At 68.6% G+C, this 21,127-nt stretch carries 17 protein-coding genes and 2 pseudogenes; 15 read left to right on the top strand and 4 right to left on the bottom strand.

Annotated elements, in window-relative coordinates; genetic code table 11:
- Positions 1-36 precede the first annotated feature (36 nt).
- The 3 genes from ABH926_RS43450 (at position 37) to ABH926_RS43440 (ending at position 4,618) form a co-directional block, all read left to right on the top strand.
- Positions 37-753: a DUF998 domain-containing protein gene (locus ABH926_RS43450; RefSeq protein ID WP_370372511.1), complete on the top strand. Its 717-nt coding sequence runs from the start codon at positions 37-39 to the stop codon at positions 751-753.
- The gene (locus ABH926_RS43445; RefSeq protein WP_370372509.1) at positions 750-1,523 is read left to right on the top strand and encodes an SDR family NAD(P)-dependent oxidoreductase; all 774 of its coding nucleotides are present in this window, start codon (positions 750-752) and stop codon (positions 1,521-1,523) included. The genes ABH926_RS43450 and ABH926_RS43445 overlap by 4 nt, the downstream gene beginning before the upstream one ends.
- A 296-nt stretch (positions 1,524-1,819) precedes the next feature.
- On the top strand, positions 1,820-4,618 hold the full coding sequence (locus tag ABH926_RS43440; RefSeq protein ID WP_370372507.1) for an AAA family ATPase: 2,799 nt from the start codon (positions 1,820-1,822) through the stop codon (positions 4,616-4,618).
- Positions 4,619-4,722: 104 nt separating this feature from the next.
- Here ABH926_RS43440 and ABH926_RS43435 read toward each other — a convergent pair whose 3' ends face one another.
- Positions 4,723-7,467 carry an AAA family ATPase gene (locus tag ABH926_RS43435; protein WP_370372505.1) on the bottom strand — a complete coding sequence of 915 codons (2,745 nt, stop codon included), beginning with the start codon at positions 7,465-7,467 and terminating at the stop codon, positions 4,723-4,725.
- Positions 7,468-7,722: 255 nt separating this feature from the next.
- Between ABH926_RS43435 and ABH926_RS43430 the strand changes: the two genes are divergently transcribed.
- The 5 genes from ABH926_RS43430 (at position 7,723) to ABH926_RS43410 (ending at position 12,219) form a co-directional block, all read left to right on the top strand.
- Positions 7,723-8,442 (top strand): alpha/beta hydrolase, encoded by a 720-nt coding sequence (locus tag ABH926_RS43430; RefSeq protein ID WP_370372503.1) that lies wholly within the window; start codon positions 7,723-7,725, stop codon positions 8,440-8,442.
- A gap of 151 nt (positions 8,443-8,593) precedes the next feature.
- Positions 8,594-9,475 (top strand): alpha/beta fold hydrolase, encoded by an 882-nt coding sequence (locus tag ABH926_RS43425; protein WP_370372501.1) that lies wholly within the window; start codon positions 8,594-8,596, stop codon positions 9,473-9,475.
- Between the two features lie 150 nt (positions 9,476-9,625).
- Positions 9,626-10,345, top strand: a complete 720-nt coding sequence (locus tag ABH926_RS43420; RefSeq protein WP_370372499.1) for an alpha/beta hydrolase — start codon at positions 9,626-9,628, stop codon at positions 10,343-10,345.
- Positions 10,346-10,429: 84 nt separating this feature from the next.
- Positions 10,430-11,650 (top strand): oxidoreductase, encoded by a 1,221-nt coding sequence (locus ABH926_RS43415; RefSeq protein ID WP_370372498.1) that lies wholly within the window; start codon positions 10,430-10,432, stop codon positions 11,648-11,650.
- A gap of 167 nt (positions 11,651-11,817) precedes the next feature.
- Positions 11,818-12,219, top strand: coding sequence for a hypothetical protein (locus ABH926_RS43410; protein ID WP_370372496.1), 402 nt, complete (start codon positions 11,818-11,820; stop codon positions 12,217-12,219).
- Positions 12,220-12,265: 46 nt separating this feature from the next.
- Here the strand turns inward: ABH926_RS43410 and ABH926_RS43405 are convergent, their stop codons facing one another.
- Together ABH926_RS43405 and ABH926_RS43400 are read right to left on the bottom strand one after the other, a co-directional pair.
- Complete coding sequence (locus ABH926_RS43405) at positions 12,266-13,480, bottom strand: FAD-dependent oxidoreductase (RefSeq protein ID WP_370372494.1); 1,215 nt, start codon at positions 13,478-13,480, stop codon at positions 12,266-12,268.
- A 209-nt stretch (positions 13,481-13,689) separates the two neighbouring features.
- Positions 13,690-14,031: a hypothetical protein gene (locus tag ABH926_RS43400; RefSeq protein WP_370372493.1), complete on the bottom strand. Its 342-nt coding sequence runs from the start codon at positions 14,029-14,031 to the stop codon at positions 13,690-13,692.
- Positions 14,032-14,233: 202 nt separating this feature from the next.
- Between ABH926_RS43400 and ABH926_RS43395 the strand changes: the two are divergent.
- From ABH926_RS43395 to ABH926_RS43370, 6 genes and pseudogenes are all read left to right on the top strand, one after another.
- Positions 14,234-14,963, top strand: a pseudogene (locus tag ABH926_RS43395) (transposase); the annotation flags it as partial.
- A gap of 189 nt (positions 14,964-15,152) precedes the next feature.
- The gene (locus ABH926_RS43390; protein WP_370372606.1) at positions 15,153-15,365 is read left to right on the top strand and encodes a GlsB/YeaQ/YmgE family stress response membrane protein; all 213 of its coding nucleotides are present in this window, start codon (positions 15,153-15,155) and stop codon (positions 15,363-15,365) included.
- Between the two features lie 100 nt (positions 15,366-15,465).
- Positions 15,466-16,659, top strand: coding sequence for an ANTAR domain-containing protein (locus tag ABH926_RS43385; RefSeq protein ID WP_370372492.1), 1,194 nt, complete (start codon positions 15,466-15,468; stop codon positions 16,657-16,659).
- 618 nt (positions 16,660-17,277) lie between these two features.
- Positions 17,278-17,649: an STAS domain-containing protein gene (locus ABH926_RS43380; protein ID WP_370372490.1), complete on the top strand. Its 372-nt coding sequence runs from the start codon at positions 17,278-17,280 to the stop codon at positions 17,647-17,649.
- A gap of 89 nt (positions 17,650-17,738) precedes the next feature.
- A complete protein-coding gene (locus tag ABH926_RS43375; RefSeq protein ID WP_370372604.1) occupies positions 17,739-18,032 on the top strand; it encodes a DUF4193 domain-containing protein in 294 nt (97 codons plus the stop codon).
- 109 nt (positions 18,033-18,141) lie between these two features.
- Positions 18,142-18,345: pseudogene (locus tag ABH926_RS43370) on the top strand (hypothetical protein); the annotation flags it as partial.
- Here the strand turns inward: ABH926_RS43370 and ABH926_RS43365 are convergent.
- The gene (locus tag ABH926_RS43365) at positions 18,314-19,003 is read right to left on the bottom strand and encodes a VIT1/CCC1 transporter family protein (protein ID WP_370372489.1); all 690 of its coding nucleotides are present in this window, start codon (positions 19,001-19,003) and stop codon (positions 18,314-18,316) included. The pseudogene ABH926_RS43370 and the gene ABH926_RS43365 overlap by 32 nt on opposite strands.
- A gap of 758 nt (positions 19,004-19,761) precedes the next feature.
- Here ABH926_RS43365 and ABH926_RS43360 point away from each other — a divergent pair.
- Positions 19,762-21,105, top strand: a complete 1,344-nt coding sequence (locus tag ABH926_RS43360) for an NADH-quinone oxidoreductase subunit D (protein WP_370372487.1) — start codon at positions 19,762-19,764, stop codon at positions 21,103-21,105.
- Positions 21,106-21,127 lie beyond the last annotated feature (22 nt).

The raw sequence follows: 21,127 nt of genomic DNA, 5'->3' as shown, positions 1-21,127 counted from the left end.
TTGAATCCCCAAAATTTGAATGCGACCGTGGCGTCCATGCGAAGTCGGAGAACGAGAGTCCGCTCACTGACGGCAGGCGCTCTGCTGCTGCTCGCCGGTGTGCAGTACGCCGTGCTGGAGTACATCGCAGCCTCGGCGTGGCACCACCCCTCCTACAGCTATGCCGTCGGCTTCATCAGCGACCTGGGGAACCCCGTCGCCGGTGACGTGTACGACGGCCGGGTCATCAACTCGCCCCGGCACCTGGTGATGGACGCCGCGTTCATCGCCCAGGGCGTGCTGTTCATCGTGGCCGGCGTGTTGCTGCTGCGTGAGGTCGACGGACGGCTGGGCCGGGTACTGCGGGGTCTGGTGATCGCGCACGGCGTCGGGGTCATCCTCATCGGGTTCTTCCACGAGTCGGCCCGCGCCCTGCACAACGGCGTCATCATCGTGCACGGCGTGGGCGCCGCCGCCGCGATCGTCTGCGGCAACGTGATCGCGCTCGTCATCGGTGCGAAGGGCGAGCGGCTCGGCGTGCCGCGGTGGCTGCGGTCGGCATGCTCGGCGCTCGGCATGCTCGGTTTGGCGGCCTTCGTGCTGCTCCAGGTCGACCGGCCCCTGTACCACGCCGCCGGCGGCGTCCCTGAGCGCGTCTCGGTCTACACGATCTTGCTGTTCGAGGCGCTGGTCGGCGTGACGCTCCTCGTCCGCCCGCCGCGCCTGGCGCCGATATCCCCTGTCCACAACAGCCTCGAAAGGCACACCTCATGACCACCCCTGTTTCTTCCCCGCAGTTGTCGGGGCGCCGCGCCCTGGTGACCGGATCGACCTCGGGCATCGGGCGGTCGGTCGCCCTGGCCCTGGCCCGCGAGGGTGCGGCCGTGGTGGTGTCAGGCCGCGACGACGCTGCCGGCGAGGCGGTGATCAAGGAGATCCACGCCGCGGGCGGCACCGCGCACTTCGTGCGCGCCGATCTGGCCGAGGGCGGTCTGGCCGTGGCCCGGCTGGCCCGCGAGGCCGCCGAGCGGGTGGGCGGACCGATCAACCTGCTGGTCAACAACGCCGCAGTGCTCATTCCGGCGCAGTCGCTCACCGAGGTCGGCGAGCAGATGGCCGACGCGGCCTTCGGCGTGAACGTGAAGGCCCCGGCGCTGCTGGTCGCCGCGCTCGCGCCGGCCATGGTCGACAGCGGTGGCGGCGTGATCGTCAACATCGGTTCGATCAGCGGCGCGATCGGGTCGCCGGTGTCCGCCCTGTACGGCGCGACCAAGGCCGCGCTGCACTCGCTGACGGCCTCGTGGGCCGCGGAGCTGGCGCCGAAGGGCGTCCGGGTCAACGCCGTCGTCCCGGGTCCGACGATGACGCGGGAGAACGCCCCGTACCACGCCGTGCTGCGCGACATCGCGTCCGTCGCCCCCGACGGCCGGCCGGGTACGTCCGACGAGGTCGCGGATGCTGTCGTGTTCCTGGCCGGCGACCGGGCCGCCCATATCCACGGCGCGACGTTGCCGGTGGACGGCGGATACCTGGCCGCACGCTAGATAGGCCGCCGCTCGTCATGGGCGTAGTGCCGCGGGCCCGTCGTGGCCCGCGGTGCCGTGGCTTCTTTGCTCACGGAAGTACCTGTGGCATCCAGTTGATCAGCCCTGCCTCCCTAGTCGTTTCCTCTTGGCGGCACGTAATTCGGCTGGGGACTCCCTGATGCGCGAGCGCCCGCGATCGCCGCAGGCTGGAAGGGCTTTCTCGCCTTCTGCCAGCTCGATGGCCGCCTCGCGTCACGACGGCATGCCCATCAGGACGGACTTCGACACCCACACCTCCACCCAGGAGCGCTCTGATGGCAACCTCTTCGGTACATCCCGTACGGCTGATGGTCGGCAGGGAAGAGAGCTTGGCCGTCGTCGGCCACTTCATCAAAGGCCTATCCGCCGCGGGCGGTGCGCTGGTGGTGACGGGCGAGCCGGGCATCGGCAAGTCGATGTTGCTGGACACGGCGGCCCACGATGCCCAAGGCATCGGCTACACCGTGCTGCGGGTGACGGGTGTCCAGTTCGAAGCCTGTATCAGCTACTCGGGCCTCAACCAACTGCTCGTCCCGCTCTTACCGTACCTGGAACGCCTCAGCGAGCTGCACCGCGACGCCCTGCGAGTGGCGACCGGCATCGGTTCCGGTCCAGCCCCCGACCTGTTGCTGGTGTCGACGGCGACTTTGCTCTTGCTCCGCCAGGTCGCGGAGGAGGCTCCGGCCCTGCTGGTAGTGGACGACATACCCTGGCTGGACCGGGCAACGTCGGTGGTCTTCGGATTCGTGGCGCGCCGCCTGAGCGGCAGCAAGATCGGGTTCCTGGCCGCCGGCCGCTCGGATTCCGACGGCTACTTCGAACGAAACGGCCTGCCCGAGTACGTCCTCAAGCCGCTGCCGGAGATCTCCTCCCACGAGTTGCTCAGGGTCACCCACCCCCAACTCGCCTTCAGCGTCAGGCGCCGTATCGTCGAGGCCGCGCGCGGCAACCCACTAGCACTGGTCGAACTGCCTGAAGCGCTGTCCAGCCCGCAGCAACGAGCGGAGATCGACATGCCCTCGATCCTGCCGCTCAACGAACGACTGAAGGCGCTATTCGCAGGGCGCGTCGCGGAACTCCCGCCGGAGTGTCGGCAGGCACTGCTGTTGGCCGCACTCGACGGCACAGGTGACCTGTCGGCAATCGAGGCGTGCGTGGGCGCATCATGCGTGAACGTTCTCGGTTCCGCGGAGCGAGCGCGCGTGGTGGTCGTGGACCTGGCGTCGTATCGGCTCACCTTCAGTCATCCCCTACTGGCATCCGCTGTGGTGGAGACTGCGAGCTCCGGTGAACGCCGGGTGGCGCACCTTACGCTGGCCGAAGCACTGGACGCGTTCCCCGAGCGACGCGCCTGGCATCTCGCCGAGGCCACCGCTACGCCTGACGAGACCGTCGCCGAGCAACTGGAAGCGGTAGCCCAGCGCATCTTGGCGCGTGGAGACGCGGCCGGCGCCGTCGCCGCGCTTTGCCATGCCGCACGACTCAGCCCACTGGCCGCCGATAGGAGCCGAAGGCTCGCAGAAGCCGCGTATATCGGCGCGGACTCCGGCGGCGCCCTACGCAACGCCTCGGTCTTACTGGACAGCGCCCGCGAGGCGGACCCCGCTTTGCATCGTTCGCTCCTGGCTGCGGCCGCCACCGCCCACCTGCTCATCAACAGTGACAGCAACGTGGAGACGGCGCACAGCCTGCTGACCGACGCGATAGACGCCCACCTGGCCTCTGATGAACCGAGGGACGGCTTCGCACTCGCCGAGGCATTACACACCCTGCTCCTGCTGTGCTGGTACGGCGGACGCGCCGAGCTGTGGAAGCCGCTGATCCGGGCCGTGGACCACCTTGGCGACGAGGTCTGCGAACTGCTGTGGCTGAACTCCCGGATCTTCGGCGACGCGGCCCGCACGGGGGGTGAGGCGGTGGAGCGCTTGGAGCGGGCGCTGCGAGCAGCCTCCGATGAGACAGACCCGACTCGCGTGATCCGTCTGGCCACCGCGTCGGTGTTCGCCGACCGGTTGGAAACAGTGCGGGAGAAGTCGTGGCGTGTGGTGCGTCAGGGCCGCCGTGGCCAGAGCCCCGCTCGCCGCCACATTTCCGCCCTCATGCACCTGTGCGCCGGAGATCTGTTCGCAGGCCGTTGGGACGAGGTCGACGTTCTCACCGCGGAAGGGCTGAAGATCTGCGACGAGCACGGATACAGCTTCTTCGTCTGGTACTTCCGCTATCTGCAGGCCTACGTCGCCGCCCTACGCGGCGAGACGGACACCAACCGCGCGCTGACCGAGCAGCTCAAGCGGTGGGCCGCGCCGCGTGGGGCCAACGGGGCCGCCATCTGGGCCACCCACGTCCGTGCGCTGGGCGCGCTGGGAAGCGGGCAGTTCGAGGAAGCGTACCGCCAGTCATGCCTCGTCTCTCCACCTGGGGAGTTGGCTCCCTTCACCCCGGTCGCCTTGTGGAACGCCATCGACCTCGTCGAAGCCGCCATGCATACCGGGCGCACCGATGAGGCACGAAGGCATGCCCGCGCGGTCCGAGACTCGGATATGGCCGCGCTCTCCACGCGCATGCGGGTGAACGTGTCCGTGATCGAGGCCCTGACCGAACCCGACCCGGAAAAGAGCGACCAGCACTACGAGGCTGCGCTATCGGCGCCGCAAGCGCACCGCTGGCCGTTCGAGGCCGCCCGGGCAGAACTGCTTTATGGCGAACACCTGCGCCGAACTCGGCGTATCAGTGAGGCGCGGACACGTCTGTCGTCCGCGCTCTCTGGCTTCCAGGGACTCGGTGCTGCCCTCTGGGCGGACAGAGCTGCCGTAGAACTTCGCGCCGCCGGTCAAAGCCCGTCTCGGAAATCGGGCGAAGCCGCCGACGTACTGCTCACCCCTCAGGAGCTGGAGATCGCGGACCTGGCCGCTCGCGGCCTGACCAACAAGCAGATCGCCGAACGGCTGAGCCTGTCCCACCGCACCGTCGGTCACCACCTTTACCAGCTCTACCCGAAGCTGGGGATCACTACCCGCGCGGCGCTGCGGGACGCGCTGGCCGCCCGCGAAGGCAGGCCTCACACGTTCGACTGAAGTATCTCGGCTCTGCCCGGCGAATGGACGAGCCACGAGGTGTGGTCTGAACTTCAATCGACCGGTCCATGTGCTTCCGGGAGAGCCAGGGCTTCCGTGCTGGACTACGGCAGTACCCGGTCGAGTCGGCTGCGGGAGGCGATGCCGAGCTTGGCGAAGACCTTGCCGAGGTGATACTCGACGGTACGAGCACTGATGAACAGCCGGGCGCCGATCTCAGGATTGGTCAGCCCGTCTCTGGCCAGTTTCGCGACCTGCGCTTCCTGGGCGGTCAGTTCACCGGTGTTGCGGGCGGTGCGCTGCCCGGTGGGCTGTCCGGTGGTCCACAGTTCACGGCCGGCCCGTTCCGCGAATGCCGCCATGCCCATCGCGTCGAACAGGGCATGGGCCTGGCGTAGTTGAGTACGGGCGTCAGCGCGCCGCCGTTCCCTGCGCAGCCACTCCCCGTAGAGCAGATGGGCGCGAGCGAGTTCAGCGCGGACCGGAACCTGGCCGAGCCGTTCAATCGACTCCAGGTACAGGTCCTCGGCCTGCCCGTTGGCCGCGAGCAGCGCGTGCGAGCGGGCTTGGACGCCGAGCGCCCAGTGGCCTCCACCACCTTGAGTCGTCTCGGCGAGCAGGCGGTAGGCGCTGTGTGCCGCGTCAGTGTCTCCGGTACGCACGGCGGCTTCGACCATTTCCGCCAGTGCCCAGTTCCGCAACCCGAGATCCTCCTTCAGGTACTCGCTGGCCCGTTGCGCGGCGGCCAGCGCCTTCCCGTAGTGGCCGAGTCCGTTGTTGAGCACCGCGTTCGCCCATTCAACGGAGGTGACCGCTAGTCCCTCGCCGCGCTGCTCGGCGTCCGTGGCGGCGGCCTCGATCAGCGCCGACGCCTCGCTGTGGCGGCCGCGGAACGCAGCAAGTGCCACCGCTCCGTAGGGCGCCAGCTTGCTTCCGGTGGCGCTGACTGCTGCTTGCAGTTCCTCGACCGCGGTGCCGGCGGCGGCCAGTTCTCCGGCGACCAGCAGCTGGATCGACCGGGCAGTGAGTGCGAGTCGGAGCTCGGTGAGGGCGCCGTGCTGCCGACACAGCTGGACGTACCGGTTGATCAGCATCTCCCAGCGTTCGTAGTCCCACACGCCGGAAGCCGCGAATCCGGTCATCGACAGCCAGCGCATCTCGCCTTCCAGGGAGGCGCCTGGATCTCCGACGCCACGCAAGGCGGTGATGAACTCCGGCACCGGCAGGCCGACGCGGGGGAAGTTGGCGGCGAGGTCATCCAGCAGGCGGGAGGGTCGCGGCGGTAGGTCGGCGGCCTCCACGGCCCGGGCCACGGCCGAAAGATCGGCGCCCGGGGCAGCGAAACGGCCCACGTACACCGCCGCGCGGATCGCATCCATGTACGTCATGCGGGCCAGGCCGGCATCGACCGGCTCAAGCCGCGCAGCCGCCGCCAGCAGCAGCGACGGCACCTCGCTGCCCCTGCTCGCGGCGAACGCGAGTTGAGCCTGTACGACCGTGACCCGCGCCTGCTCCGCCTCGCCGAGGGGACCGGCCTGGGCCAGGGCCAGCACGTCGTGCGCCGCGTCGAACTCGCCCGCCTGGAGCTTGGCCTGCGCTCCGGCCAGCGCCCGGCGGGCCCGTTGCACCGGATCGGGCGTCAGGATCGCCGCCCGTTCAAGGAACGCAGCGGCGGCCGCGAGGCCGCCGCGCGCCTGAGCCCGTCCGGCCGAACGTTCGAGCTCGGCTGCGACCTCCTCGTCAGGCTCATCAGCGGCGTGTGCCCGGTGCCAGGCCCGCCGGTCTGGATCCGATACCGGGTCCGTGACCTGCGCCAGCGCGCCGTGCACCAACCGGCGCTCGTGGGCTGAGGCCGACTGGTAGGCGGCGGAACGCACCAGCGGATGACGGAACCGCACCCGTGCGCCCACCTCCATCAACCCGGCCATGGCAGCCGCCGCCGCTGCCGAGACCGGTATGGCGAGCCGTTCCGCAGCCCGCCACAACAGCACCGGATCACCGGTCGGGTCAGCAGCGGCCAGCAGTAGCAGGTTCCTGCTGGTGCCCGGCAGGGCCTGGGCCCGGCGGCGGAACATCTCCTCGGCGCTGGTGGGAACCTCCACCGCGTCGGGCAGCCCGAATCCGCCGGCCAGGTGTGCGGCCGTCAGTTCTCGCGGCAGCTCCACCAGCGCCAGTGGATTGCCGTGGGTCTCGGCGACGATCTGATCCCGAACCCGCTGGTCCACCCTTATGGTCAGCACTGAATCCAGCAGATCGCACGCGTCGGCCTTGTCCAAGCCCGCGACCGACATCTGCGGCAGTCCGCCGAGCTCGGCGCTCAGCATCCGGGTGGCGAACACCAGCCCCACCGACTCCGCACCCAAGCGGCGGCCGACGAACCCGAAGGCCTGCGCGGAGGCGCGATCGAGCCATTGTTCGTCATCCACCAGACATAGCAACGGCTGCTCCGCCGCCGCCTCCGCCAGCAGACTCAACACGCCCAAGCCCACCAGCAAGCGGTCCGGAACCGGCCCCGAGGCCAAGCCGAACGTCGTCCGCAACGCAACCGCCTGCGGCTCCGGCACAGCCTCCAACAGGCCCAAGAACGGCGCGCACAACTGATGCAGCGCGGCGAACGCCAACTCCATCTCCGACTGCACACCGGAAGCGCGCACGACACGACAGCCTGCCGCCCGCTCGGCCATGTCCTCCAGCAGAACCGACTTTCCCGTGCCGGGCGCACCAGATATGACCAAGACCCGGCTCTCGCCGCCTTGCACAGCCTCGACAAGCTGCTGAAGTACCCGACGCTCCGCAACCCGGCCGACCAGGTTCACGGGACGGGCACCCACGGATTCCCACAGCGACATGCCAGGCAGAGTAACTCGATCTCCGTCTCGCTCGGATCGACGGCTGCACCCGTGATCGCTGACCGCGCTCCGGCCCTCCAGTCCAGTCATCCGACTGATACTTCCCGGGCTCGTCCGCTGCGACGATCATTCCATCGGCGGTCCTGGAAAAGGGGCTTCGTAGATTTCTGCGACGGCAATCGCGTTTCCATTCTCGGTTTCCGCGAACTTTTCCCGACGAATCAACGAACCTTCACATCGGGAAGGAGACTTCCAATGCCCGATCCGACCAAACTCACCGTCGTCCTGGTCCACGGAGCGTTCGCTGACGCCTCCGGGTTCAGCGGTGTGATCCGCGAATTGACGACCTGCGGATACAACCTGATCGCGCCCCCCAACCCACTTCGCGGCCTGGCTGGCGATGCGGCAGCGGTCCGCTCGGTGGCCGACACGATCGACGGGCCGGTCGTACTCGTCGGTCACTCCTACGGCGGGGCCGTGATCACGCAGGCGTCCTGCGGACTCGACAACGTCAAGGCCCTGATCTACCTGGCCGCCTTCAGCCTCGACGAGGGCGAGAGTTGCGCCACGGTCCAGGCCGCCTTCCCGCCCCCGATGCTGGCCGACACGATTCGGCCGACCTCGTACGAGGCACCCGCCGCCACCGGCGGCCCAGACGGGTACATCGATCCCGGCTGGTTCCAGCAGACGTTCTGCGCCGACCTTCCCGCCGAGCAGGCCTACGTCATGAGCGTCACCCAAAGGCCCCTCGCAGCCGCCGCGTTCACCGAGCAGGCCACCGCCGCCGGCTGGAAGACCATCCCGTCCTGGTACCAGATCGCCCGGCGCGACAACGCCATCCCGCCGGACGCCCAGCGATTCATGGCCTCGCGTATGGGCGCGACCACCGAGGAGATCGACGGCTCCCACGCCGCCTTCATCGCTCAGCCCGCACGCGCCACCCAGTTCATCAAGAGCGCGCTCTGCGAGTTCTGACCGCCCCCACGGATACCGGCCACGCGCTAACGCACCGCCCGGCCCAAGACGTGGCGTCGCAGGTCCCTATCGCCCGCGGCGCCGTGACCGTCGGTCATCGCCCGATCGACGGTGGTTTCGCAATATCACCATCACGCATAAGAGGAGAGCAATGATGCAACACCGAAAGCACGTCGCAATGGTGGTCGGCGGGGCGGTGGCAGCCGCGGGGCTGTCGGCGATCGCGCTGACCGGCAGCGCGCAGGCCAGCCCCACGCATGCCGGGGCGGACAAGGTGACCGCGGCAGCCGAGGCCGTCAACCACACCGAGGGCGTCAAGCCCACAGTGGTCCTGGTCCACGGTGCGTGGGCGGACGCGGCCGGCTGGACGCCGGTGGTGGAGCGCCTGCAGGCCGCCGGGTACCCGGTCATCGCCCCGCCGAACCCGCTGCGCGGCCTGAGCACGGACGCCGCATACATCAACAGCGTCCTCAAGCAGATCAAGGGCCCGATCATCCTGGTCGGCCACTCCTACGGCGGCGCCGTCATCACCAACGCCGTCATGGGCGACGCGAACGTCAAGGCCCTGGTGTACATCGCGGCCTTCGCCCCTGCCCAGGGGGACTCCCTGGCCAGCCTGAACGCTATGCCACAGGCCTCCCAGATCCAGCCGGTGCCCGCCATCCCGTCCAGCTTCCCCAAGCCGGACGGCACCACCGGCACCGAACTGACGATCGACCCGGCGAAGTACCCGACGGTCTTCTTGAACAACCTGCTGCCCCGAGCACAGGAACAGGCCCTCGCGGTCGAGCAGCGGCCACTGAGCCTGGACTCGGCCACCCAACCCTCCGGAACGCCGGCGTGGCAGACGACCCCGTCCTGGTACATGGTCGCCAAGCAGGACGACGCGATCGCCCCGAACCTGGAGCGATTCATGGCCGCCCGCGCCCACGCGCACACGGTGGAGGTCAACGGCCCCCACCTGATCATGGTCACCGACCCCGGCGCGGTCACCACCCTCATCGAGAAGGCAGCCAAGGCCACCACCGGCTGATCCACGCCCTACGAAGGACCGATCTCGGCCCCCGGCACCGGCACCACCGGCCGGGGGCCGGACCCCACCCGCAGACCCGACGGCGTACGGACATCCCGCTGTCCGGTAACACCGGTCGCGGTCGGCCGAAAAGGAAACGAGGAGCAAGGAATGTCAGATCTGAACGCACCCACCGTCGTTCTCGTGCACGGCGCCTTCGCCGATGCCTCGGGCTTCGCCGGCGTCATCACCGGCCTGGCGGCCGCCGGGCACCGCGTGGCCGCACCATCGAACCCGCTGCGCGGCCTGGCCGTCGACGCCGCCACCGTCCGTGCCGCCGTCGCCGCCATCGACGGGCCCGTCGTCCTGGTCGGCCACTCCTACGGCGGCGCCGTCATCACCCAGGCCTCCGCAGGCCTCGCCAACGTCACCGCACTGGTCTACCTGGCCGCCTTCGCCCCCGACGCCGGGGAGAGCTGCGCGAGCGTCCAGGACCCGTTCGCGGAGACCCTGCTCGCCCAGACCGTCCGACCCACCCCCTACGACGCCGTCGGCGCCGCCGGCGGCCCAGACCTGTACATCGACCCCGACCGCTTCCACCAGACCTTCTGCGCCGACCTCCCCGAAGACCTCGCCCGGATCATGGCCGCCACCCAGCGCCACCTGGCCGCCGCCGCGTTCACCGAGAACGCCACCGCCGCCGGCTGGAAGACAATCCCGGCCTGGTACCAGATCGCCCGGCGCGACAACGCCATCAACCCCGAAGCCCAACGCTTCATGGCCGCACGCATGAACGCCACCGTCGAAGAGGTCGACGGCTCCCACACCGCCTTCATCGCTCAGCCCGAACGCGCTGTCGCCCTGATAAAGGCGGCCCTAGCCAAAGCTTGAGGGCGCGCCGTACCACCTACAGGGCCCGGCCCGCACCCCGGCCGGCCCTGTCTTTTCCAGCGACGATTCAGACAAGACGGGACGATGATGAGTGCCACGACGCAGCCAGCCCTGAGACAGATACGAGAGCGCCCCTCGGCCGGTGAGTTGGTGCAGAATGCGCGGGATCTTGTTGGACTACTGGCCGAAGAGTCTGTCCGGACCGAGGCAGCAGGCAGACTGTCCGATCGCAGCGCTGGCGCGTTGCGGGAGGCAGGGTTCCTGTCCCTCTTTGCGCCGGCCGAGTTCGGAGGGCGCGAAGCCGACATCACGACGGCTTCGGAGATATTCCGTTACCTAGCGCACGGATGCGGATCGAGCGCGTGGGTCGCGATGCTGCTGTCCGGTGGTTCCTACCTCGCCGCGCTATTAGGCGACCGCGCGCGGCAGGAGATCTGGGGGAGCGACGCGCACGCGGTCGTCTGCGGAGGATTCGGCATGGCGCAAAAGGCCGTGCGAGTCGCCGAAGGACTACAGATCAGCGGACGCTGGCAGCCGCTGACCGGGGCAGACCACGCTCAATGGGCTCTCGTCGGCGTGCCGGTGGTGGACGCCGAGGGCACCGTCGTGGACCGGGGAATGGCGCTGGTGCCGATGGCCGTCGCGACCGTGGAGCGGACCTGGCAGGTGGCCGGCATGCAGGGCACCGGCAGCAACACTGTCGTCATCGACTCAGCTGTCGTCCCGGACCACCGCATTTTGTCGTTGAGCAAACTCCTGGGAGGCGAATACTCCGCTCGGTATCCGCATCGCAGCATCTATACCGCTCCGCCCATTCCCTTTACTGCCGTCACGATGCCGTGGCCTCTGATCGGAATGGCGGAGGCGGCACTTGCCGGCACGCTGGCCCGATTGAAGGCTGGCAAGCCCATGAGTGGGACGATCTACACCCGGGCAGAGGATTCACCCACCGTCCAGTTGAGCGTGAGCGACGCCGCCGCCTCCATCGAAACGGCGAAGCTGCACGCCGCACGAGCAGTGCAGGACGTCGCACGCAACGTGGCGGAAGGATCCGCGATGCCACCCGAAGAGCGAGCCCGCATCCGCATGGACGTGGGTACCGTGTCCAAGAACGTCCGCGACGCGGTCGGCCTGCTCCTCGACGCGGGCGGTTCGAGCAGCTTCACCCTCGACCAGCCCGTCCAGCAGATTTGGCGCAACATCGAGGTCGCGTCCCGCCACCAGTTGATCTCTTATGGCCTGAGCCGAGAGGTATACGCCCGCTCTCTATTCGGCGCGCCGACCCAGGTCACGGCCCTTTTGTAGCAGTCTGTTGCTGTTCAGCGATGGTTCTTCGGCCTCTGCCCCTAGATGACTGATGCGGGTTGGCGGCGTGGGGCTGGCGTGTAGCCGGATTGGCTGACGACAGCTGGGGGCGTGTCCAAATCGGTGTTGAGAAGAACCCTTTGGGCGGGAATCATCAAAACACCGTTTTGGACACGCTCCTGACTGCACTGTATGGCGCGCTCACCGATCGCATCATCCCTTCGCGCAAAGGTTCGCCCGGATTCGCCAGGAGGCCCGCCGGCGGTCACCGACGCCGAACTGGTCTGCCTGGCCGCCAGGTCACCGGATTCATCCTGGTCAATCCGAAGATGTTCGGCGAGGTGGCGGCGACGACGATGCTGCTGGAGCTGCCGGCCAACACCCCGCCGCCGGATACCCCGATCGTGTCCGACAAGGGCCTGCGCAGCCGGGCCTTCGAGCGCGAACTGGGTGGGCGCGACCTGGTCCTGATCCGCCCGACCCACCCCGACGAGACCGCCCCCGCGATCCGGCACAACTGGGCCGCCGGCGCAGACCAGAAACGATCACTGATCGCCGACGGCCACTGACCACACCACGCCAGCCTTTTGCCACCAACCTCACCGGTCAGTACATCTAGCCCTTGATGGAGGGCAGCAGGTCCTGGCCTACCAGCCGGTGGCCGCGGGCGGCTGATTCACGAACCGCGTCGAAGCCGTAGCCGAGCATCTCTTCCTCATAGGCGTGCAGTGCTTGGGCCAGCGGCCGGCCGCCGGCAGCCTCGGTGAGTCGGCCGGCCAGCACCTGCGCGTCGCGCAGCGCGGTGTTCGCGCCGACGCCGATGGCCGGGCTCATCACGTGGATGGCGTCGCCCAGCAGGGTCACCGCGGTGGTCTCCCACCGCGGCATCGGCACGCTGGTTCGCACCGAGACCGGGAAGATGGAAGCAGGATCCTGGTCGGCGACCATCTCGACCAGGCGCGGATCCCAACCCTGAACGAGCGACAACGTCAGCGCCCGCAGGTCTCCACCTTTCATGGCGAACAGCTCGGAGTCCGTGCAGGGGAACAACTCCCGCCGCGCGCCGAAGACGCACGCGAGGTAGTCGGATTCGTCACCGAGCTGCATGTCGGGGGCCAGCCGGGCGGTCGCCTGGGCCATCGGCGCGCGGAACCGCACGGGGGCCAGTCCGACGAAACGCTTGTCCGGGCCCAGGACAGTGGTCCACAGCCCAAGCAGCTCTGGGGGGATCCTGGCGCCGATCTCGTCGCCGGCGAGCGGGAGCTTTCCGTAGATCAGCCGCAGTCGGGCGTCCACGACCTGCGCCTGCGGCAGGTACTGTCGGCGGGTCGCGGAGTTGACGCCGTCGGCGCCGACCAGGATGTCGCCGGTGGCGCTGGTGCCGTCCGCGAAATGCGCGGTCACCGCGCCGGACGCCTCGGTGGTGTAACCAGTGAACTCGGCACCGTAGTACACGCACCGCTCCAGCCCCGACAGCAGGATCTGTCGCAGCGTCCTGCGGTTGACCGCCAGGTTCCCGCCGCCGGGCAAGCCGGCGGCCTGCGGGAGCTCTTGCGCGTGGACCAGGTTGAGGTGATGGTCGAAGACATCCATCCGGGAACCGGGGTTTCCGGCGGTGGCCGCGAACACCTCGAACGCCTGCGGAGTCAGCACGGCCTGGAGCGCGATGATCCCGTCTGGGTTGATGCGGATGCGGTAGCCCTGATTCCGGAAATCCGGGGTGGGGTCCTTCTCGTAGACGGCGACCCTGACGCCCCCCTGGTGGAGGCCCTGGGCCAGGGCCAAACCACCCAGCCCGCCCCCGATGATGACGACACGCAGATCCGACACGACTGTGTCCCTTCTCGATGATGAACGAAAAGGGACGCACAGGGTGTGCCGACAAGGGCACTGTACGAGCGCGGACACGCCATCCGGACTACCTACCGGACCGTGACTTTCGTACGTCCGCAAAGGACGCTAGCACACCCCGGGCGACTACGAGAGCCGATAGCAAGCCCTCCCGGCACCTCGAAGTCGGCGAGGATCCACCGGTCAGCTCATCCGCCCCGGTCAGTCCTGGTTGTCGGCCGAGGCGAACGAAACCGGCGGGGTGGCGATCGAACGAACTTCGCGCCCATGCACGCCCCGGCGATCCGCACCCCCGCCGCGGCTCCGGTGGCGCCGAAGGCGATCGCACCGACCAGCGTCCGGCCGGCGAAGGCGGTGCCGATGTCGGCCACGACGCTCGGGCTGTTGTGGTCGACGACGCGCACGGCGCCCAGCGACGTGACGTATTGGCAGTTGCGCGGTGAGGAGTTGGCGATGACCTCGTACCCGGCGGCTGCGGCGAAGTGGACGGCATTGCTGCCCACGCTCGTGGAGCCGCCCCACAACAGCATGGTCTGCCCGGTCGACTCGGCGGGGCGTACCTGGATACACCCGGATGAGGCTTGGCATCACAGACTCCTTCCGGCGACCAGTGCCGCCGACCAATGGAGTCCGGGACCGGATCAAGCTCACCCATCCCGCGACACCGGACAGGAGCGGACACTAGATGATTGAGTCCAAGGGATACCTGCGGACATGAGGCGAGGGAGTCCATTGGCGGTGATGCAGGCGCTGCTCGGGTTCGTCTCCGAGGCCCGGTGGCTACGGTACGCAGGCTCCCAGCTGCGGCACCTGTTCCCGCACCTGCCCGGCCAGTCTGGGTACAACAAGCGGCTGCGCCGGGCCGCCGGCCTGATCCGCAGCTGCGTCCGGGCGCTGGCGATCGACACCACGGGGTGGACCGACGACGTGTGGGTCGTGGATTCGACCCCGGTGGAATGCGGCCGGTCCCGGGAGACCGCCAAGCGCTCGGAGCTGGCCGGATGGGCCGAGTACGGCTATTGCGCCAGCCACAGCCGCTTCTTCTGGGGCCTGCGGCTGCACCTGGTGTGCACCCTTGGCGGACTGCCGATCGCATTCGCGCTGACCGGCGCCAAAGCCAACGAGCAGCAGACCCTGCTGGACATCCTGGCGGTGGAACCCGTGCTGCTGGCTGGCCGACGCTGGAGCGGTGCTGCTGCGCCAAGCCCGCAAGGGCGAACAGCCGCGACCTGGCGCAGCCCTGTTCAAACCGCTGCGCCAGGTCATCGAGTCGATCAACCAGACATTCAAGGGACAGCTGGACCTGGAACGCCACGGCGGACGCACCGTGCCCGGCGTCACGGTCCGGGTCCTGCAGCGGATTCTCGCGCTCACCGCCGCGATCTGGCACAACGACCACACCGACGCCCCGGTCCACCGCCGACTGGTCACGACCACTGAGCCCTTGGACTCAATCATCTAGTCCGGCCGCCATGGAACTCCACGTCGAGCTGGCCTTTGAAGGTGTCGTCAACCGATGAGTCAGCTCCTTAAGATTCGGTCGTCTCGGCTCGATGTTCGGCATCGGCATGGTCTTCCCAGGCGTGGGATCGGTGCTGGTTGGGATGTGTCGCGGCGGGTACTCTGAGCCTGCCGTCCCGGACCCGACGGCATCATCGCCACCACCGTCATCGGCATCGCCGGGGCCCTGCTGGGCGGGTGGGTGGCGAGCAAGGTCTTCCACGTCACCAACATCCAGGGGTTCTTCAACATCTCCACCTGGATCACCGCGATCATGGGGGCCGTCGTCCTGCTGGGCGCCGTCAAGCTGGTCACTGGCCGAGGCAGCGCCGGGTCCAGCCCGCGCCGCAACGCACGGCACTGACCCCGGTCATGTGCCTGTCCGAGGCCGGGCGGCAGTCGCCGGGCCGTGAGCTCGCCGGAAGACGGCCGTTTGTCCGCACGCAACACAAGGAAGGCGGACAATGGTCAGTGACCGGATGGCGGCAGTGGTGGCGCTGCTGGATGAGACTGGGGCGAACGGCACGGACGGCCTGTCCAACCTGGCCGCGGCTGAAGGCCCCGGCCTGGACGCCGTCGCGGCCGGGGTGCCGGTGCTGATCACGGACCTTCACGCCGCGCAACGCCGTCGGCCCGCGTTCGCTCCGGCCGCGATGAACCTCGGGGTCCGCGCGGTGTTCGCGTTCCCGCTGCGGATCGGGGTGATCAGCGTCCAGCTCGGGGTTCCCCTGGCCGAGGCGCTGGTGCGGCCGCGCACGCATGCTTGGGCCGGGGATCGGCTGCTCGCCGACGTCGCCGCCGACGTGGTGGCCCGCGTCTGCGCTTCGGCGAGACGAACCTGTGACATCCGAGACACCGTCAGGACTACGCGGCTTTATGCCTGCGAGATGCCTGCCGGGTCTTCTTTGAAAGGTATGAGCGTGACCCGTGAACGACAGCTCGTGGAGACGTTCGTCGATCTGGCGGACACCCTGGTCGCGGACTTCGACGTCATCGACTTCCTGCACACCCTGGCCAAGCGCAGCGTGCAGCTGCTGGACGTCGACGCCGCCGGCATCATGCTCATCAACCAGCGCGGCAACCTGCACGCCGCGGCGTCCTCCACGGAGAACGCCCGGCTGCTGGAGCTGTTCGAGATGCAGACCGACGCCGGCCCCTGCGTGGACTGCTGCCGAACCGGCCTGCCGGTGGTGAACGCCGACCTCCCCTCGAATACCGTCCGCTGGCCGCGGTTCGCCGAGGCCGCCCAGGCTTCCGGGTTCGTCGCGGTCCACGCCCTGCCGCTACGGCTGCGCGAGACGGTCATCGGAGCGCTGAACCTGTTCTGCGCCGGCAGCCGGATCCTCACCGACGACGACGTGCGTACCGGCCAGGCCCTGGCGGACGTCGCGACGATGGGCATCCTGTCCCAGCGCACCATCGCCCAGGCTGAGCTGCTGGCCGCCCAGCTCCAGAACGCGCTGACCAGCCGCATCGTCATCGAGCAAGCCAAGGGCGTGCTGGCCGAGCGCCGCCGGATCAGCATCGATGAGGCCTTCAAACTGCTGCGCGACCACGCCCGCCGCCACAACCTGCACCTGTCCGACGTCGCCCGCGATGTCGCCACCGGCGCGGCCACCGCCGACGAACTCCTGCACACTCCCGGCCACACCGCATGACGGTCCCGGGCCCCAGTGCCGGGAGCAGCCCTGCGACGCGGTCGGCAACGGGGATCGAGTCATCGTTCAGGAGCCGACGAGCCAGGTCCCAGCGCTGGTCGTGCTCGGGCAGCACTTCGCGGACCGGCTAGTAGGCGAACCGCGGGATCTCGATGTCGGTCACGTGGCGCCGCTGGACGGCCCAGGTGACGAATCCGTGGGAGCGGGAGAACTGGTCGCTGGGAAGCCAATCGTCGATGTCGTGCTGGGTGCAGGTGGTGGCGCGTGCGTGCCGATGGTGGTGCGCCTGAGAAACGACCTCGAACCGCTCCGTGACACAGCCCGGAGCGGGCGGCGCCGCCGCTCGCCGGTTGTCGTAAACCGAGTGGGCCCCCGGAAAGCAAGGTTGTTCCCGACCGTCGCGCCTACGCAGGCAAGCCGGCCGCACGACGAGCGCCGCCCGAGATCAGCTATGCCTCCCGGAACGCGCTATCGTGGTGCTGTTTCGTGACGCTCTGGTCCCTGGCGCCGTGAAGTCCCCGGCGCACACCATGTGGTCCAGGCGACCCGGAATTGTCAACGCCGCCACGGTCCACGCCTTGTGCCTTTCCCCGTCTGACGAAAGCGCAGGACTCACCCATGGACGTCTTCCCCAGCGGGCACGACCAGGGCCGCTCCATCATCACCGTCACCGGCGACATCGATCTGGCCAGCGCCGATGATCTCCGCCTCGGTTTGGACCTGTCCGGTGTCACGTACATCAACTCTGCCGGGCTTCGTACTCTGACCGCCGTCCACACCCGCGTCAGCGCCAACGGCGCCAGCTTCAGACTGATCCGGATGTCGCCGGTCGTGGTCCGCTTCCTGGAGCTCGTCAACACGATCCGTGAACCCACCCCACCGGCCTCCGTTGCGCTGCCGGTCCCGAACAGACCGGACCGGGTCGATTCCCGTCGCGCCGTGGCCTGCGAGCACACCGTCGCAGCGCAGTACGCGGACGCGGCGGCCTGAGGGCGACCGGGCATCGAGGACACGTTCGCGCACAGGGCTCGCCGGCGCCCGTCCGTTGACCCGACGGGCCGGGACGACCAGGAGGAATGATGGCCACGGACTACGACAGCCCACGCAAGACCGACGACGACCCCGGATTGGACAACATCGAGGAGCTGAAGACCCGGCGCCGGGAGCCGACCGGCGGTCTGGTCGACCTGGACGAGGGCGACCATGGACCGATCGAACTGCCGGGTGCGGACCTGTCCGGTGAGGAGTTGACGGTCAACGTGCTGCCGCGCCAAGCCGACGAATTCACCTGCTCGAGCTGCTTCCTCGTCCAACACCGAAGCCGCCTGGCCAGGCGCAAGCGTGGCGAGTCGATCTGCCAGGACTGCACCTGAAGCCCAAGGATCCTCTCGCCCGATCGCATCCGGGCGGGAGGCCCGACCAGGCCAATCAACAAGGAAGCGCAATCTCAGGTCGGCGCCGCTCCATGCGGCTTGAGGAGCTGAACTCGTCGACGCCGGAACCCCCATCGACACCGCCTGCCGCGTCATCATCCTGGTAGACCAACTGGAAGAAGCCCTCCGGGCCGACGAGGAGCTACCGCCGGGCAGGGCCCCGCATACTCCCAGAAGCCCCTGGCCACAGGGGCATTCGCGCCACTGCGGTGGTGAGGCGGTCAGACGTGGGCGCCCAGCAGATGGCCGATGAGATAGGTCGCCCCCACTGCCAGGGCACCCAGGAGCAGCTGGCGCAGGCCGCTTCGGACCGGCGAGCGGCCGGTCAGGAGCGCGGCCAGAGCTCCAGCCGCCATGAGAGCGATCGCGCTGACCGCCAGAGCCACGGGTAGGGAGCTCAGGCCGAACAGATACGGCAACAGGGGCAGGAGTGCCCCCAGCGAGAAGCTGAGGAAACTGCTGATCGCCGCGGTCCAGGCCCCGGGCAACTTCTGGGCGTCGACACCGAGTTCCTCCTGGACGTGGACATGCAGGGCGTCCTTGGGGGACGCGGCCAGTTCAGTGGCGAAGGCCTTCGCGGTAGCCGGGCTGACACCTCGGGCGATGTAGGCGTCGGCGAGTTCGGCGATCTCGCCCACCGGGTCCTGCGCGAGGGCGGTTTTCTCGTTGGCGACCTCGGCGTGGATCGCTTCATTCTGGGTGGTGACGGAGATGTACTCGCCGGTGGCCATGGAGAACGCACCTGCGACCAGCCCGGCCATGCCGGTCAAGACAATGATGTGGTGGGCTCCGCCACCACCGCCCACACCCGCGATGAGGCTGGAGTTGGTGACGAGCCCGTCAGTGGCGCCGAAAACCGCGGCCCGCAGCCAACCACCGGACACGTCCCGGTGCTCGTGCTCGCCTGACACCCCCGGTACGTCTGAAGACGGCGCGGCCGTGTCTGAAGCGGCACCGGAATCCAACTCGGCCTCCTCAGAATTACGACGAACCCCGTAACGAGACGGTAGTCGCTGTTTCCCAACCCGGCGAATCGAAGACACGGCAGCTCCAGCCCTCAGGAGCGAACCACCGAGCGGCTTTGGTAAACGGGACCACCCGGCCGAGTTACTCGCCGCCCCAGCCCACCGAGGGAAAGCGCAGCTCTCTGTCCGAGACCAATCTGGAATACCACTTCTTCAGCAGGACCCTGTCGAAGCCCATGCGTCTGGGTGGAGAAAGCCTTATAGCCGCCTGTCAGCTCGCGGCCGCAACGACTCGATACCGTTCTCCTCGGCGACCCGGCGCTTGTGGCCACGGTCATGGCATTTACGCGACTTGGTCTGCGAACATCGCGCGCAGGAGTTCGCCGTGGCGGCGCATTTTGAGCTCGCCTTCGCCGTACGAAACGTCCACATCTGGTAGACGTCCGGATCTTCGCTGCGGCCCCGATTGGCGCCCTGGGCGCGCCACGGTCGTTCGGCCGGGATGCGGTGGGTCCTTCGGCCCTGTTCGACATCGGAGACCAGTGGTCGGATGTTGAGAAGCGACCAGTTGCAGAACCGGCTCCGAAGCTTGCGGCACCACCGACCCTGCTGGCGCACCAGGTGGACATCGAGGATGTACCGCTGACCACACGATCCCGACGCGCGACCTCGATCCCTGCGACCCACCTGAAGACTGGGACGGCATGACGATACTGAGATCCGACCCAAGCGCATTGTCGAGCCCGGGCCCCGACACCGAGGAGCCGGCGAGCTTCACCGTCGGCGGAGGCGACTGGGACGAGGTGCTGCGCGGCGTCGCCGAGGGCGCCGACGACCACGTCATCGTGAACATGGGGCCGCAGCACCCCTCGACCCATGGCGTCCTGCGGCTCATCCTGGAGCTCGACGGTGAGAGCGTCGTGCAGGCCCGGTGCGGCATCGGATACCTGCACACCGGTATCGAGAAGAATCTGGAGTACCGCAACTGGACCCAGGGCGTCACCTTCGTCACCCGCGCCGACTACCTGGCGCCGGTCTTCAACGAGGCGGCGTACTGCCTGGCCGTCGAGCGGCTCCTGGGCGTCACCGAGCAGCTGCCGCCGCGCGCCACGGCCATCAGGGTCCTGCTGATGGAGCTGAACCGGATATCCTCCCACCTGGTGGCCCTGGCCACCGGAGGGCTGGAACTCGGCGCGCTCACCGTGATGACCAACTGCTTCCGGGAACGCGAGCTGGTCCTGGACGTCATGGAAGCCGTCACCGGGCAGCGCATGAACCACGCCTTCGTGCGTCCCGGCGGCGTCGCGCAGGACCTGCCGCCCGAAGCCCCCGCCTCGATCCGCGAGCTGCTGCGCGTCCTTCCCAGCCGCCTGCGGGATCTTCAGCGGCTGCTGGACCACAATCCGGTGTTCCTGGCCAGGACCGCATCGGTCGGCCATCTCGACCTGGCCGGGTGCCTGGCGCTGGGCGTGACCGGACCCGTGCTGCGCTCCGCCGGCCTTCCCCATGACCTGCGCAAATCCGAGCCCTACTGCGGCTATGAGGACTACGACTTCGAAGTACCGACCCGGGCCGGAGCCGACGTCTACAGCCGCTACCTGATCCGCGTCGCAGAGATGAAGGAATCACTGACGATCATCGAACAGTGCATGGACCGGATGCCCCCGGGGCCGGTCATGGTCGGCGACCCCAAAATCGCCTGGCCTGCGCAGCTCGCACTCGGCGGCGACGGCCTGGGCAACTCCGCCGGCTACGTCCGCGAGATCATGGCCGAATCCATGGAAGCCCTCATCATCCACTTCAAACTGGTCACCGAAGGCTTCTCGGTCCCCGCCGGATCGGTGTACCAGGCGGTGGAATCACCCCGTGGAGAGCTCGGCCTCCACCTCGTCAGCGACGGCGGCACGCGTCCCTATCGAGCACACATGCGTGACCCGTCCTTCACCAACCTGCAAGCCGTGCCGGCCATGGTCGAGGGCGGCATGCTCGCCGACGTCGTCGCCGTCCTGTCCTCCCTGGACCCGGTACTCGGCGGCTCCGACCGCTGAGGCGAGCGCTTCACCGAACTCT

The organism is Catenulispora sp. GP43 (assembly GCF_041260665.1).
Lineage (GTDB): Bacteria > Actinomycetota > Actinomycetes > Streptomycetales > Catenulisporaceae > Catenulispora.
This window is presented reverse-complemented; position numbering and strand designations above follow the sequence as displayed.

Coding starts and splice junctions, on each gene's coding strand:
- ABH926_RS43450 (WP_370372511.1), top strand. CDS start 37: ATGCGAAGTCGGAGAACGAGAGTCCGCTCACTGACGGCAGGCGCTCTG.
- ABH926_RS43445 (WP_370372509.1), top strand. CDS start 750: ATGACCACCCCTGTTTCTTCCCCGCAGTTGTCGGGGCGCCGCGCCCTG.
- ABH926_RS43440 (WP_370372507.1), top strand. CDS start 1,820: ATGGCAACCTCTTCGGTACATCCCGTACGGCTGATGGTCGGCAGGGAA.
- ABH926_RS43435 (WP_370372505.1), bottom strand. CDS start 7,467: ATGTCGCTGTGGGAATCCGTGGGTGCCCGTCCCGTGAACCTGGTCGGC.
- ABH926_RS43430 (WP_370372503.1), top strand. CDS start 7,723: ATGCCCGATCCGACCAAACTCACCGTCGTCCTGGTCCACGGAGCGTTC.
- ABH926_RS43425 (WP_370372501.1), top strand. CDS start 8,594: ATGATGCAACACCGAAAGCACGTCGCAATGGTGGTCGGCGGGGCGGTG.
- ABH926_RS43420 (WP_370372499.1), top strand. CDS start 9,626: ATGTCAGATCTGAACGCACCCACCGTCGTTCTCGTGCACGGCGCCTTC.
- ABH926_RS43415 (WP_370372498.1), top strand. CDS start 10,430: ATGATGAGTGCCACGACGCAGCCAGCCCTGAGACAGATACGAGAGCGC.
- ABH926_RS43400 (WP_370372493.1), bottom strand. CDS start 14,031: ATGCTGTTGTGGGGCGGCTCCACGAGCGTGGGCAGCAATGCCGTCCAC.
- ABH926_RS43385 (WP_370372492.1), top strand. CDS start 15,466: ATGGTCAGTGACCGGATGGCGGCAGTGGTGGCGCTGCTGGATGAGACT.
- ABH926_RS43380 (WP_370372490.1), top strand. CDS start 17,278: ATGGACGTCTTCCCCAGCGGGCACGACCAGGGCCGCTCCATCATCACC.
- ABH926_RS43375 (WP_370372604.1), top strand. CDS start 17,739: ATGGCCACGGACTACGACAGCCCACGCAAGACCGACGACGACCCCGGA.
- ABH926_RS43360 (WP_370372487.1), top strand. CDS start 19,762: ATGACGATACTGAGATCCGACCCAAGCGCATTGTCGAGCCCGGGCCCC.